The sequence below is a fragment of the Mesorhizobium sp. ESP-6-2 genome, assembly GCF_020164675.1.
Classification (GTDB): domain Bacteria; phylum Pseudomonadota; class Alphaproteobacteria; order Rhizobiales; family Rhizobiaceae; genus Mesorhizobium.
The window spans coordinates 219,836-234,219 of sequence record NZ_JAIUGT010000011.1; the positions used below are offsets into that span (position 1 = coordinate 219,836).

The 14,384-nt window shown below is 60.4% G+C and carries 14 protein-coding genes; 2 read left to right on the forward strand and 12 right to left on the reverse strand.

The genetic code is table 11. From position 1 onward, the window contains the following. Window positions 1-3: 3 nt before the first annotated feature. From LB532_RS25740 to LB532_RS25765, 6 genes are read right to left on the reverse strand one after another with little or no spacing between them, the layout of a single operon-like run. Entirely contained in the window at window positions 4-831 is an 828-nt protein-coding gene (locus LB532_RS25740) for a carbohydrate ABC transporter permease (RefSeq protein ID WP_140642335.1), read from the reverse strand. After that, a complete protein-coding gene (locus LB532_RS25745) occupies window positions 828-1,715 on the reverse strand; it encodes a carbohydrate ABC transporter permease (protein WP_140642337.1) in 888 nt (295 codons plus the stop codon). The genes LB532_RS25740 and LB532_RS25745 overlap by 4 nt, the downstream gene beginning before the upstream one ends. Further along, window positions 1,712-2,551 carry an SDR family NAD(P)-dependent oxidoreductase gene (locus LB532_RS25750; protein WP_181169457.1) on the reverse strand — a complete coding sequence of 280 codons (840 nt, stop codon included), beginning with the start codon at window positions 2,549-2,551 and terminating at the stop codon, window positions 1,712-1,714. The genes LB532_RS25745 and LB532_RS25750 overlap by 4 nt, the downstream gene beginning before the upstream one ends. A 46-nt stretch (window positions 2,552-2,597) precedes the next feature. Continuing rightward, window positions 2,598-3,704 (reverse strand): ABC transporter ATP-binding protein, encoded by a 1,107-nt coding sequence (locus LB532_RS25755; protein ID WP_140642341.1) that lies wholly within the window; start codon window positions 3,702-3,704, stop codon window positions 2,598-2,600. A 4-nt stretch (window positions 3,705-3,708) separates the two neighbouring features. After that, the gene (locus LB532_RS25760; protein ID WP_140642343.1) at window positions 3,709-4,110 is read right to left on the reverse strand and encodes a RidA family protein; all 402 of its coding nucleotides are present in this window, start codon (window positions 4,108-4,110) and stop codon (window positions 3,709-3,711) included. Between the two features lie 14 nt (window positions 4,111-4,124). Then, a complete protein-coding gene (locus tag LB532_RS25765; RefSeq protein WP_140642345.1) occupies window positions 4,125-5,276 on the reverse strand; it encodes a mandelate racemase/muconate lactonizing enzyme family protein in 1,152 nt (383 codons plus the stop codon). Window positions 5,277-5,410: 134 nt separating this feature from the next. On the opposite strand from LB532_RS25765, the gene LB532_RS25770 reads away from it, so the two are divergent. Together LB532_RS25770 and LB532_RS25775 are read left to right on the forward strand one after the other, a co-directional pair. Next, window positions 5,411-6,331, forward strand: a complete 921-nt coding sequence (locus LB532_RS25770) for a dihydrodipicolinate synthase family protein (protein ID WP_140642346.1) — start codon at window positions 5,411-5,413, stop codon at window positions 6,329-6,331. 6 nt (window positions 6,332-6,337) lie between these two features. Further along, entirely contained in the window at window positions 6,338-7,210 is an 873-nt protein-coding gene (locus LB532_RS25775) for an SMP-30/gluconolactonase/LRE family protein (RefSeq protein ID WP_140642348.1), read from the forward strand. Here LB532_RS25775 and LB532_RS25780 read toward each other — a convergent pair. The 6 genes from LB532_RS25780 to LB532_RS25805 form a co-directional block, all read right to left on the reverse strand. Then, window positions 7,161-8,105 carry an aldose 1-epimerase family protein gene (locus LB532_RS25780; RefSeq protein WP_181169458.1) on the reverse strand — a complete coding sequence of 315 codons (945 nt, stop codon included), beginning with the start codon at window positions 8,103-8,105 and terminating at the stop codon, window positions 7,161-7,163. The genes LB532_RS25775 and LB532_RS25780 overlap by 50 nt on opposite strands. A gap of 49 nt (window positions 8,106-8,154) precedes the next feature. Beyond that, window positions 8,155-9,309 (reverse strand): amidohydrolase/deacetylase family metallohydrolase, encoded by a 1,155-nt coding sequence (locus LB532_RS25785; RefSeq protein ID WP_140642352.1) that lies wholly within the window; start codon window positions 9,307-9,309, stop codon window positions 8,155-8,157. A 349-nt stretch (window positions 9,310-9,658) separates the two neighbouring features. Next, a complete protein-coding gene (locus LB532_RS25790; RefSeq protein WP_140642354.1) occupies window positions 9,659-10,609 on the reverse strand; it encodes an ABC transporter permease in 951 nt (316 codons plus the stop codon). Continuing rightward, window positions 10,609-11,598, reverse strand: a complete 990-nt coding sequence (locus LB532_RS25795; RefSeq protein ID WP_140642356.1) for an ABC transporter permease — start codon at window positions 11,596-11,598, stop codon at window positions 10,609-10,611. Before LB532_RS25795 ends, LB532_RS25790 begins: the two co-directional genes overlap by 1 nt. Beyond that, on the reverse strand, window positions 11,595-13,118 hold the full coding sequence (locus LB532_RS25800) for a sugar ABC transporter ATP-binding protein (RefSeq protein ID WP_181169459.1): 1,524 nt from the start codon (window positions 13,116-13,118) through the stop codon (window positions 11,595-11,597). The genes LB532_RS25795 and LB532_RS25800 overlap by 4 nt, the downstream gene beginning before the upstream one ends. After that, the gene (locus tag LB532_RS25805) at window positions 13,115-14,356 is read right to left on the reverse strand and encodes a hypothetical protein (protein WP_140642360.1); all 1,242 of its coding nucleotides are present in this window, start codon (window positions 14,354-14,356) and stop codon (window positions 13,115-13,117) included. Before LB532_RS25805 ends, LB532_RS25800 begins: the two co-directional genes overlap by 4 nt. Window positions 14,357-14,384 lie beyond the last annotated feature (28 nt).

The following is a 14,384-nucleotide window of genomic DNA, read 5'->3' on the forward strand; positions in this document are numbered from 1 at the left end:
AAGTCATTCGTTGACGGCACCGCTGCCGTAACCCTGCGTGAACGGACGCTGTGACAGGCTGTAGAAAAGAAGGATCGGGACGGCTGTCAGCAGCACCGCTGCCATCATTGGCCCCCAACGAACGCCGGTTTCTGTCACGAAGAAGTAGATGCCGACCTGCATGAGCCGGTTCTTGTCCTGAAACGCGAGGCCGTAAGCGATCAGGAAGTCGTTCCAGATGGTGACGAAAACAAACGCGCTCGACGCCAGGATACCGGGGCGCATCAAGGGCAAGGTGATCCTGGTGAACGCCGTGAAGCGGTTACAGCCATCCAGCAGCGCAGCCTGCTCGATCTCGGGCGGGATACGCGCCACAAAGCCCCTCAGCAGCCAGATGACGGTCGGCACCGTCGTGCCCGCATAGACCAGGACAAGCACAAACTTGGTGTCATAGATGCCGAGCCGTGCGGACACGAGGTAAAGCGGCAGGATGACGGCCACGCCGCCGAGCATGTTGGTCGCCCAAAGGATGCTCATCATGCGGTCGCGGCCCCAAAAGACGCCTCGCTCGACCGCGTAAGCCGCCGGTGCGCCGAGCAGGATGGCCATCACGATGGCGACGCCGCCGACTTCGATGGTGTTGAGGAAATATCGGACTAGCTTGGGATTGGTGATGACTTCGGCATAGTTTGCCAGTGTCGGCCGGTTCGGTATCCAGACGGGCGGGTAGGCCGCCGCATCAGCGACATCCTTCAGGGACGTGCTGAAAGCCCACAGCAACGGCAAGAGCACGAAGATCGAGCACACTATGAGGAAGGCGTAGGCGAGGTATCCGGTCCTTGTAGGAATCACGTCTTTGCCCTCAGTGTCTTCAGGTAGGCTGCCACGAAGAATGCGTTGACGATGAACATGACTACGGAACCGGCAGCACCGCGTCCCACCTCGAAGAACTTGAATCCTTCTTCGAAGACGCGCAGCGCGATCGTCTCGGTCGCGCCGGCCGGCCCGCCACCGGTCAGGACAAGCACCATGGTGGCGTTATTGACCGTGTTGATAGTGGTCAGGATTGTCCCGACCAGGATCGAGTTCTTGATTATGGGCAGAACGACATAGAAGAGGCGCTGAATGTCCGAGGCCCCGTCGACATGGCATGCCTCCAACGTTTCTTTTGGAACCGCCTGCAGCGCCGCGTAGGTCATCACCATGATCAATGGAAACGAACTCCACGCGTATGCCAGGATCAGCAGCGGCATCGCCAGGTTGGGCGTTGTGGCGGGATTTGGCATGATGATTCCCAACTCCCGGAGCTGAAAGGCCACCGGGCCCAGGTCGGCGCTCAACAGCCAGCCCCAGAGTTTGGCGGCAACAAGACTGGACATCAGCCAGGGGATGATCAGAAGCGTCCGAAAGAACGTCTGGAATCTCGTGGCCCGCCAAAGCGCCAATGCGGCGCCGACCCCGAGGGGGACGCTCAACACGAGAGTGCCGACGCAGACGACAACCGTGTTGGTTATGACGCTGCTGTCCGACAGGAAATCGACATAGTTCTGAAGCCCGACAAACTGACGCATCTCCAGATATTTAGATGCCCGCAAGCTCTGGACGATCGCGTAGCAGAAGGGAGCGATGGAGATCGCGAGGGCGAGGGCGAATCCCGGAAGGAACCACCAACCGAGGGACCCGGTCGCTGTTCCGGAACTATCGGCTGCGCGACGTGCGAAGCCTGGCACCTTCATAACGGTCCCTCGCCTGCTGCGCCTTGTGCGATGAACGACGCCTTCGTATTCAGCCCAAGCCCACCATCGATGAAGATGGTTTGCCCGGTGATGTAGCGTCCGTCAGGCCCGCACAGAAATGCCGCCAATCCCGCGCAATCCTGCGGCTCGCCAACATAGCCGGCCGGAATTTGCCGCAGCATGTCCGCATTCCGTACCGGGTTATCGAGGATGAAGCGGGTCGCCGACGTGTCGATCATGCCAGGCGCAATGTTGTTGGCCGTAATTCCGTGGGGAGCATAGACCGCGGCAATGGCTTGAACGAAATTCGCCAGGGCGGCCTTTACGTTCGCATAGACCGTCAAGGCGGGATTGGGGCGCAACTGCTGGACGCTGCCGACCGTAAGTATGCGTCCCCAGCCACGCTCCTTCATGCCCCCGACAGTGGCGCCGACGAGTTCGACGACAGCGCCATAGCCGACATGCATCTGCGCGGCGACGTCTTCGGCGCGAAGTTCATCGAGCGGCTTCCGGACCTGCAGCGACGCGTTGTGGACGACGATATCCGGCGACAGCCCCGCCGCCGAGAGTTCCGACGCGAGCCTGCCTCCGCCACCCGGCACCGAAAAATCTCCCGTGAAGGCAACTGCCTTGCGACCGAGCCTGGTCAGGTCGGCAACCAACTCCCCGGTGTGCTGGTCCGTATATTCATGGACGACCAGATCGGCCCCCTGCAGCGCCAGGGCGCGCGCGATCGACCAACCAATGCCGGAGGTCGCACCGGTGACAAGCGCCAGCCGGCCTGCAAGATTTACCCCGTTCTCGTGTGGACGATCACAATGTTCGCTGGCGGTCACGGGGGTGTCCATCTATCGGTAGCGGTTGTTGTGAGGAGACATCATCTCAAGTGGCCGACCGCATCTGCGAGAGTTCGCCTTGCTGCTCGCCAATCCGTTGCCCGGTATCGCCATCGAAGATGTGGATGGACCTGATATCGGGCTTCAAATTCAACTGACTGCCGGGTTCGACGACGATCCTTTCGCGGATCACCGCCAGGACTTCCTGATCGCCAATTTTCGCCACGACCTGGGTCTCTGAGCCGGTGGGCTCGACCACCACGACCGTGGCCGCCAAGCCATCCGCGGCAATCAAGAAATATTCCGGCCGAATGCCGTAGATGACCTTCTGGCCCACGCTCAAAGCCAGATTGGGAGGAAGAGGCAGACGGCTTCCGTCCGCCATGTCGAATTCGGGGGAAGACTTGCCGGCGCAGACCTTTCCTTCGATCAGGTTCATTGCAGGCGCGCCGATGAAGCCGGCAACGAAAACGTTCGCCGGCCTGTCGTAAACGTCCAGCGGCGCACCGACTTGCTCGACGACACCGTCGCGCATGACCACGATGCGATCGGCCATCGTCATGGCTTCGATCTGATCGTGGGTGACATAGATCGTGGTGGTGCCCAACCGTTGATGGATCTTCTTGATTTCGCTGCGCATCTGGGCTCGAAGCTTGGCATCGAGGTTGGACAGCGGCTCGTCGAACAGGAAGACCTGCGGATCGCGAACGATGGCGCGGCCCATGGCGACGCGCTGCCTCTGGCCTCCCGACAACTGCCGGGGGTAGCGATTAAGCAGACTCTGGATACCGAGAATGTCTGCCGCATGCCGGGCCTTCGACGCGATGTCTGCCTTGGGCACGCCCTTGAGCTTGAGCGAGAAGCCCATATTCTCGAGGACCGTCATATGCGGGTAGAGAGCGTAGCTCTGGAACACCATGGCAATGTCGCGTTCTTTGGGCGACACATTGTTGATAACGCGTGAGCCGATCGAGATCTCTCCGCCGCTTATGGCTTCCAGGCCTGCGATCATGCGAAGCAATGTGGACTTGCCGCATCCGGACGGCCCGACCAGCACGATAAATTCGCCGTCGCCGATCTCGACCGAGACATCCTTGATGATGCTGACTGCCCCGTAGTATTTGCGAACTTTGTCGATGACGACGGTGGCCATGAACTCACTGGCCCGCGGCGGTGGCAACCACATCGATTTCGATGCGGTATTTCGGGTGAACGAGACCTGCGACGGTTACTGTGCTGCGCGCCGGATAGGGCGAACTGAAATAGCGCTTATAGACCTCATTCATCTTTTCGAAATCGGACGTGTCCGTCAGGTAGATCGTGGTTCGCACGACATCCGCGAATGAGCGGCCGGCGTGCTCCAGCAGCACCCGGATGTTTTCCATGACGACGATTGTCTGTTGTTCGATGTCACCCACCTCGCGATGGCCTAACGTGACATCTCTCGGCGTCAGCCCGGACAGCCAGAGCAATCCGGCCGCCTGGACGATGCTGCTCAACGGCGCTGCCTGCTCGCGCAGCAGGGGCGTGGGTTCCGGCAGGACGGTGAGGGAAGTCATTGGCATACTCCCGTTCACGCCTTGGCCTTGAAGCGATCTTCCCAGCCGCCTTCGAAGAAGTTGAGAAAGTTGTGCGCCGAGTACGGATGGTCCGCGAAGAGCTCCTCGTTGACTTCGACGCCGGTGCCCGGCCGCGATTCCGCTTCGTAAAAACCGTTCACGACCTTTGGCAGGCCATGGAAAAGATCCTTCGACCATTCGACATGGAAGTCGTCGAAGGATTCCTGGATGAAGACATTGGCCGTTACGAGGTCGACCGCGACGTTCACGGCCGTGCTCAGGGGACACCGCGCATTGTGGGGCGCGATCATCGCTTCATGGGCTTCGGCGATGGCGGCCACCTGCCGCAATCGCGAGATGCCGCCAAGCTCCACATATTCGGGGAGGACGACGTCGACACGGCCTGTGTGCAACAAAGCCGCGAAATCCGACAGTTTGGTGAAGCGCTCGCCCGCACCGATCCGTGTCGTGGTTCCGCCGATCACGGCCTTGAGTGCGTCGGTGTTGGTGGACCATACCGGCGCCTCGATCCATAGCGGCTTGATATCGGAAATGTCATTGATGATGCGGAGCGCCTCGGTGACGGAAAACCGGTCGTGGAACTCCACGATCACGTCGACCTCGTCACCGACAGTTTCACGAATGGCACCCAGCAAGCGCAGGCTTGTCTTGTATTCGGACTTGTCCAGCAGCCGGTATGCGGCGCCAAAGGGATCGATCTTCAAGCCGGTGTAGCCGAGTTCTACGACATGGGCGGCACGCTCGCGGACGAAACCCTCGTCACGGGCTCCCGAATACCAGCCATTGGCATAGGCGCGAACCCGGTCTCGAACCCGACCGCCAAAGAAATCCGTCAGGGGAAGGCCGGCCATCTTGCCCTTGATGTCCCACATGGCGGTCTCGATACCCGCCATGGCGGCAAGCAGCGTGGCATTGTCCGTGAGATAGAGCGTGCGGAAGAGCTTGGAACGCAGAGCTTCGATGTCGCCGACAGGATGGCCGATACAAAGCCGCTTGAGTTCCTCGATAGCGGCCATCACCGGCTTCGTCGACATCGGCGTGGTCGCATCACCCCACCCGACGACACCATTACTCGTCATCTTCACGAGAACCCAGTTCTTCCAGGGATTCCCCACGACAAAGGCTTCGAGGCGTTCAATCTTCACGCACTGCACTCCATATCTTCAGTTACCAAGATTGACAACTTGAAGACCAAATGTCAATGGTGCTCCGCAATTGATCAAAAATTGCTGGCAGCGATCGCTCTCGCCGAGAAGATGCCGGTATCGGTAGGGACAGCATGACAGACAAAGAGACCTTTCGCGGCGTTTACTCCATTATCCCCACGCCGTTCACGCCAAGCGACGAAATCGACGTCAAGGGCCTTGGCAGGATCGTGGATTTCACCATCACCTCCGGCGCCGACGGGGTGGTGACGACGGCTAATGCCAGCGAAGCTCCCTATCTTACGGAAGCCGAGCGCACGCTCGTCGTCAGCACGATCGCGACTGCCGCCGCCGGCCGTGTTCCCGTGATCATCGGCATCACCGCCTCGTGCAAGAAGCTGGCGTGCGAATACGGTCGCCAGGCCATCGAGGTGAATGCCGACGGGTTGATGGCGATGCCGCCGTCGGTTCAGCGGGCCACCGAAGCCGAGATCGTCGACTACTATCGCGCCATCCAGAGCACGGTTCCGCTCCCTCTTTTCATCCAGAACTACAGCGGGCCGAGCGGCACCCCGATGTCGGCGGTCTTTCTGCGCCATCTGATCGAGAAGCTGGACCAGCCGGTCTACATCAAGGAAGAAACCGATTTCCCCGGCCCGATGATTTCGCAGCTCACCCAGCTCTGCGACGAGCGGATGCTTGGGGTCATGGGTGGCAAGGCTGGCCGGCATCTGACGGACGAATATCGTCGTGGCGCCATTGGCACGATGCCTGCCTGCGAGGTGACGGACGTTCATGCCGCCCTCTGGGCCGCGCTCGAAAGCAACGACGAAAAGCGTGCGGCGGAGATCTACAGGGCGGTCATTCCGCTCCTGCTCTTTGAAACCAGCTATGGCGTGGCGGTCTACAAGGAGATCTTACGTCGGCGCGGCGTCATCGAATGGGCCGGCTTCCGGCAGGCAGGCGGCAAACAACTCGACGCCGGCGCGCTTGCCGAACTGAACTTCATCTGCCGTGAGCTGAAGCCCTATCTTGCCCACTGCCCCTGGCAATAAGCTGCCATGAGGCAATACCAGCACGATGAGGCGCTGGGCGTTTCCATGTCGCTGGGCGAATGCCCCTTATGGGACGAGACGACGGAGCGCCTGTTCTGGATCGACGTCTGGGCCGGCCGCATCCACAGCTGCGCTCTCGACGGTTCAAACCGGCGCTCATGGTCGCTGAACGAGCCCATCGGCTGCATCAACCTCGACAGGGCCGGCGGCGTTGTGGCCGCCGTGCCCACGGGGTTGAAGCGGCTCGACCCGCAGACCGGTGACATTCGAACCATCGACCAATTTAAGGCATTGCCCCTCGATATGCGTTTCAACGACGGTGGGGTCGACGCTTCCGGACGTCTGTGGATCGGGTCGATGACGCAGGATGGAAACGAGGCGAAAGGCGCCTTCCATTGCTGGGCGCCCGGCAGCGAACCCAGAGCGGTATTTCCGGGCTATCATGTGCCCAACGGCGTCGCATTCCTTCCCGACGGCCGCCATGCCACGGTCGCCGACAGCCGGGTGGGCCGGATCGACGTCGTAGTTCTGGCCGAGGAGCGCATAGAACGATCCTTCACCCTTGCCGATCCGACAACCGGAAAGCCGGACGGGGCAGCGGCCGATGAGCAGGGCATGGTGTGGTTCGCACTGTGGGGCAAGGGTTGCGTCATTAGGATCGACCTTCATGGCCGCATCCACGCGGTGCTCGATATACCCGAGCCATTCGTTTCCAGTGTCGCCTTTGCCGGACCGGACAGCCGGCTTTTGGTCGTCACCACGGCGCGCCAGTCATCCCAGCTCTTCGGAGGGCAGCCAAAAGGCGATATCTACCTGGCGAATGTCGGGGTCAAGGGCGCACCGGTGGGCCGTTTGGCCGATTGCCGGGGCCCTGACTAAGCCGGGACCCTATCGAAATTCCCATATTGCGGGAAAAGCTCTCGCCAGGCGCCAGATGGATCATACCAGGCTTTTCCAGGATATCGCCCTGGAAACCCTCGGGGCAGGGATAGCCCTGCCATGGCTCGATGCACAGGAAAGACGCTCCAGGCAGCATCCAAAGGCCGAGATGAGGACAATCGGGAAAATCGATCCTGATCCCTGATTGATCCGAGATTCCAAACCAGAGGGAACGACTGGAAAGCCGATCGAAGATGACGCTGCCCGACTGGAAAAGCGCGGGCGACAAAGGCAGCCGCTTGTCTTCAACGGGGGTCGCGAAACTGCGATCCGCCAGGAGGTTATTTGCCAGGCGGCGTATCGGCGCGGATTCTGCCTCGGCAAAGATGATTTCATATGCCTCCTGGGGCGCAGCGCTGTCCGATGGCAGAGGCCATGGGAATCCGGGGTGAAACCCAAAGGATGCGGGCATCGTTTCCGAGCCGGTGTTGGTGACCGTCGCGGTTTGCCACAGGCGGCCGCCGTCCAGGGTGAAGCGCATGTCGAGCCAGAAATCGAACGGATACCGGGCCCGCGTCGAGTCATCGCTGGCTAGGCTCAGGCTGCAGCTATCGTCCTCCAGCGAGGCGACAGAAAACGCAAGGTCGCGCGCAAATCCATGGGCCTGCTCCGCCGGAAAGGAATACCCCCGATGGCGCAATTCACTTCCGGCACAGCGGCCCACGACAGGAAACAGGATCGGAGCTCTCGCCGCCCACCAACCGACATCGCCTTGCCAAAGCCACTGTCGAGATTCGCTGTCCCTGATCGAACGAAGTTCGGCGCCCAGGAGCGCGATTTCTACCGCCAGATCTTCATTTGAAAGCAGGATGCTCTCGTCGGACAGGCGGTGCAAATTCGACCTCGATAGCATAAGGGCAGGCGCAGAGCGGGATGGTCAATCCTCAGTTGGCCGTTCCGGTGTCGGCTGAATGCCACCACCGTCCCGCCAGAACGAGACCCCGCGCGAAAATGCGCCGCTCGGCATTGAGGATCTCCCCTGCCCCGTCCACCAATGGGAAGGCGCCTTCGTCGAGGGACAGGATGCTCGCATCTCCGACCGATCCGGGCTTCAGGCTGCCGAGTTCAGGCCTCCTGAGCGCCTTGGCCGGGTTGATCGTGGACGCCGCGATTACCTCGTCGAGCGACATGCCGAGTGCAAGGAACTTGGATAGCGTCGTGACCTGGTCATAGGCCGGTCCGCCAACGGACAACACATGGACGTCCGAGGAGATCGTGTCCGGCTTGAAGCCGTGTTCAAGCGCGGCACGTCCCGTTCGGTAGCTGAACGAACCCATGCCATGGCCGATGTCGAACAGCACGCCGCGCTCACGCGCGGCAAGCACCGCCGGCTTCACGCCGCCGTCCTTGTTCATGGGCGTGTTCGGGAAGGGTCTGAAACAATGCGTAAGGATGTCGCCTGGACGCAAGCGATCGACGACAGCCTCATAGCTGGGCGGCGGGTGATCGATATGCACCATGAGCGGGAGGTCCGTCTCCCCAGCCACCTCCAATGCGACGTCCATCGGCATTATGCCTGATGCACCGCTTGCGTTGCGCCCGATGCGGACCTTGATGCCGATGACGACATCGGGGTTGGCCCGTGCGACTTCCACCGCATCAGGCACCGAGAAGAGGCGCAGGTCGCTGCCCTCACCAACCATGACGCGTTTCGAGAACGCATGGATGCCGGCAAAGGCCACGTGGAGATAGGCGAGAATGCGTACCTCCGACCTGTCGATGACATGCTTGCGGAAGCCCGAAAAATTGCCCGGGCCGGCGCTGCCGGTGTCGACCAATGTGCTGACGGCGCTGTTTCGCGCATAGGGTTCGGCGTCGATACTGATCGAGGTGCCGCCACCATAGACGTGGGTGTGAAGATCGATGAGCCCAGGCGTTACGATTCTGCCGGTGACGTCCCTCACCTCGGCTGCCGTGTCCTGCAGGCCGTCGCCGACGGCAGCGACCTTGCCGCCGGCAAAGCCAACGTCGGTCACGCGGTCGAGAGATTGCGACGGATCGATCACCCGCCCATTTTTGAGAATGAGATCAAAGGTCATTCACTTCACCATTCTGCAGAACTATGGGGATGTCATTTTTATTGGACAGTTTTTCGTGCTCACAGCATTCGCTTCAGTGTTTTCGCCGAACTAGGGACCGCTTTGACGGAGGGGGCGACCATTCGCTTCCTTGCTGTAGGATGCCGGAGCAATTCCAGAGTCATCACCGCAGGCAGGAGTAATTTCGTGACTTTTGATCACTTGTCAATGTCGCGAACAACTTGAGGACCATTAAAATACCAAAACGGGCAGCGTTAAGGCGTCGGTTCGCGCCTGATAAAACGTGAGCGACGCTGGCGGGAAAAGCAAGCGGGCCTGCCGCTGCAACAGGATCCGAAAAGTCCCCGCCTCAAAGGGCAGATGCTTTGCGACGCTGGCGGACAAGAAACTCGTCGAACATCATGGTGATGATGAGAAGCAGGCCGATTGCCGTAATCTGGTACTGGCCGCCGATCCCGTAGAGATTCATGCCGTTTTGGATCACGGCCAGGACAATGACTCCCTGTATCACCCCCAAAAGCGATCCCGCGCCTCCGTGCATGCTTACGCCTCCGATCAGAACCGCCGCGATTGCGAACAGCGGTATCCGGTCGCCGATGATCGGCGACCCCGAATTGATCTGCGATGAAATCATGACGCCTGCAACCGCGGCCAGGAAGCCCGCCGTGACATAGGCCAGCATCAGAATGCGGTCCACCTTGAGTCCGGCAGCCCGACTGGCGGCTGTGCTACCGCCAACGGCAAAAAGTGCCCGACCGATCGGCGTCGATGTCGTGATGAAATAGAGGATAGCAAAGATCGCCCCAAATAGGATTGCCGCAACCGGCACCCCAAAGATCGCATAGTCGGCGAGCCTCCCGAACCAGAGATCCTGGCCGGTAATCGTCTGGCTATTGGATATGGTCAGCGACGCCCCGCGCAGCACCATGGTCGTGGCAAGTGAACCAATAAAGGGGTTGATGCGCAGCGAAGTCACGGCAAGACCATTGGCCAGGCCCGCGCCTGCACCCGCGGCGAGCGCCAGGGCGACGCCGGTCGCCGAGCCGGCACTCGACTGGATTGTCAGCACGATCACGCCGGCAAGCGCTGCCATCGCTCCCATCGACAGGTCTATGCCCGCGGCAATGATGACGATGGCCATGCCGAGTGCAACGATGCCCGCCGGCGCGATTTGGCGAAGCAGATTATAGAGGTTTGCCGAGGTCAGGAACTCGTTATTGGCAGCGGCCGACACGAGGACGCATACCAGCAGCACGACGGACGTCGGATGTCGAGTGATTAGCGCGATAATCCGGGGCATCAAACCGACCTCTGACGAAGCCGCTCATCGAGAGCGACAGCGATGACCAGGAGCAGGCCTTTGGCGACCAGTTGCATTTCATAGCTAATGCCGGACAGCGTCATGCCGTTGGAAATGACACCCAGAATGAGCACGCCCGCGACGCTTCCTGCGATGCTGCCGCGTCCACCGAACAGGCTCATCCCACCCAGCATGACAGCGGTGAGGACATCGAATTCGAACCCGTATCCGAACGAACTGTTGACGCTCCGCACGCGGCCCGCGATCAGCATTCCCGCCAGTGCCGCAAGCAGCGCCGAGACAATGTAGGCGACCATCTTCACCCGCCCGACATTGACACCCGACAGCCTCGCGGCGGCCACGTTGCCGCCGGTGGCATAAAGCTGGCGGCCATATCCGGTGACGGAAAGTGCAAGCTGCGCGACGATAGCGACGGCCAGGAACAGGATTGTCGGAACCGGGAAACGATAGATCCGGCCACCGCTCAGATATTCCAGAAGGGGATGAATTTGGACTGCCGTGACATTCTGCGACTGCGTGTAGATCAAGGTCAGACCCAAAACGACGAAGGCGCTGCCTATGGTGGTAACAACGGAATTCGTCTGCATCACGCCAACAGCAAGACCATTGGCGGCGCCGATCAGAAGCGCGGCCCCAGATGCAAAACCGGCACCGATTGCCAGCGTCGACATTTCAGCGGGTTGCGTCCTCAGCAGGATGACGGCGGCGAGTCCCATGATTGAGCCGACGGAGAGGTCGAAGGCTCCCGCGATCATCGCGAAGGACATGCCAACCGCTACGATGCCGATGAACGACGACTGGCGCAGTATATTGAAAAGATTATTGACCGTAAGGAAACTCGGCAGAAAGATCGCAAGCCCCCCGGCAATGACCACGAGCATGATCCAAGGCAGGTAGCCCTGCAGCACTCGGCCGACGCTGTGGATGGCCGCCAAAGAAGGGGACTTGCCGATCGAGGTCATGGTCATGTCGCCGGCTCCTCATGAATGGTGGGCGGCAAGCGACCGAATGCGGCTTGAGTCAGCTTCGCCTCGCTGGCCTCCTCCTTGGTGAATTCAGCGACAAACCGCCCCTCGCCAATGACGATCGTGCGGTCGGCAACCTGCAGGATCTCCGATTGTTCGGATGAAATCATGATGATGGCCATGCCATCGTCGGCAAGCGCCTTCAGAATTTCGAAGATGTCGGCTTTGGCGGCAATGTCGATGCCGCGCGTCGGTTCGTCGACGATAAGAATCCGCGGCTTGGTTTCGAGCCATTTGCCGATGACCACCTTTTGCTGATTTCCGCCCGAAAGATTGATGACGGGCGTGGAAAGCCGGGGCGTACGGATCGAGAGCTCTTTCACGTAGCGGCGCCCAGCACTGACTTCCGCGCCGAAACGGCGAATGTAGATCCCGGCGCGCCTTGCGATCGATGCCAGGGAGAGGTTGTCCATGACTGGCATTTGCAGCACAAGCCCATGACGTTTCCTGTCCTCCGGCGCCAGTGCCAGCCCAAGTGCAACCATTTTGTTGGGGCGCGGCTGGGGGACGACCTTGCCGTCTATCATAATACGGCCCGTGTCGAGCTTGTCGGCTCCGAAGATGGCCCTGACGATTTCAGTCCGACCCGAGCCGACAAGTCCACTAAGCGCCAGAATCTCACCGGCGTGAAGGCTGAAGGAGATATCCTCGAAAACGCCGGCGCGCCCGATCCCTTCCACCGCGAGAACCGGTGCGCTGGAGCAAACGACCTGCGCCCGACGTGCTGTCGGAGCTGTCATCGCGCGACCGATCATCAGTTCCACGAGAGCATCCCGGTTCGTTGAGGAAGCATCGAGCGTGGCGACATGCATCCCCTCGCGGAAGACAGACATTCGGTCCGCTAGGCGAAAGACCTCGTCGAAGCGATGGCTGACGTAGATTATGGTCCTGCCGCGGGCCTTCAACTGGTCGACCGCCTTGAGCAGGCGCTCGACTTCGCGCGCGGCGAGCGCGGAAGTCGGCTCGTCCATGATGACGATATCAGCCTCGCGTGACAGGGCGCGCGCGATCTCGACGCCCTGTTGCTGGGCCACGGAAAGCTCCGCCGCCTTGGTGTCAGGATCAAGGGGGAACCCAAGCTCGTCCAGCAGCCTTGATGACTCGCGCCGCATCAACGCCCAGTCCACCCGCTTGCCGCTTCGCAGCGGAAGCCGGCCGATAAAGATGTTCTCCGAAGCGCTCAGCGTCGGGACCAGGTTGGTTTCCTGAGAGATTGTGACAATACCGCGCCGGATCGCATCGAGCGGCTCTGAAAATCGAACCGGCTCGCCATGAACGAGGAGGGTCCCTTCACTCGGCGGAAATGCACCCGCCATAATCTTGATCAAGGTCGACTTGCCGGCTCCATTCTGGCCTATCAGGGCGTGTACCTCACCAGTCCGGATGGTCAGATCGATATTCTTGAGCGCCTGAACTCCAGGAAAGCTCTTGGACAGCCCTTTGACTTCAATTGCAGGGTTCAACGCCGAGCGTCTCCTCTCAACGCGAGTAGGTTTTCTTCCGGCGTGTAGACGAGGTCCCACGACGCGATGACGCCCGAGGCGCCGCTCGAATGGGCTGCCCGCACCAACTGGCGTACCATGGGTGCATCGACGTCTATAACGCCCGGGTAGGAAAGGGTTTCGATCCCAGCATAGACCGGAGTGCCACGCATCTGGCGAACAGCCGCCGCGATTTCAGCCGCAATAAGAGGCACGGGCACGCCATCATCCCGGATTGTCCCAAGCGTTCCTTCGGCAAAGGTTGGAATATTACGCGCGGCCCAGCTTTCGATCATTGCGATAGGGCTGTTCGTGAATTTCGAAAGTCCATCAACAAGGGCAGGAATCTCAAGCCGCAAACTGGCGGGACCAAGTGCCTTCCGATAGGTCATCGGCTTCATCCACGAGGATAGCCGGGACAAAGCCGTATAATCCTGCCCCACGATTGGAGCCAGCCCGGCGGTGAACAGATCGAGTGCCAGGACTCGTCCAAGACGTTGCGTCAGTTTCCTCGCCTCGATGATCAATCCCGTTACGCAGTCCGCACGGAACTTCATGAACCGGTCCAGGAGACTTGAGCCGGCGATCAGCCTATCGTTCCAACTCGCCTCGGCGGGGATAGCTGATCCGTCGGCTCGCAGCTGATCGGCGAGAAAACCGCCGTTCAGCATTGCCGCGACCTCATGCAGGTCGAGTCCCCGCAGCGCGGCAGCCCTGTGGCAATGTGTGCAGAAGCAGGAGAACAACTCGGTCATTCCGTTGGCCGGAGAAGGGAAGCGGCATTTGTCCAGGAACACGCCGTCGAACGGATAACGTGTCACCAGATATTCAAGCTGTCCGAGAGTCTTTGCTCGGGCAGACGGATTGTTGGGGCAGATGAATTTGAATGTTTCCTCCGCGGCGCCGTCATCGCCGTTCCAGGTTCCCCATCCTGTGCTCGGCTGACCGCGCCAATCGACCACCAATTCCGCGACGTCGCATCCTTTGACGTCAGAAAGCAGGTTGTACCAGAGATAGGACTGGTAGCCGTGCTTGCGGCTCATTTCGCATACGGTCGAAAAGATTTGTGGAGCCTCGCGGGCGCCCACAACGATAATCTTGAGCGGTACGTGGTTCAGAGCCGCGTCGATGATCGCCTCGACGCGCTCGGCTGGCAGCAGCTCGAGCGCAGTGTGCGAAGTGGACAGCTGCGCACCGATTATCCAGGATGTGTCAGACATAAGGCCTATTCCAACTCGGCGAGCAGGC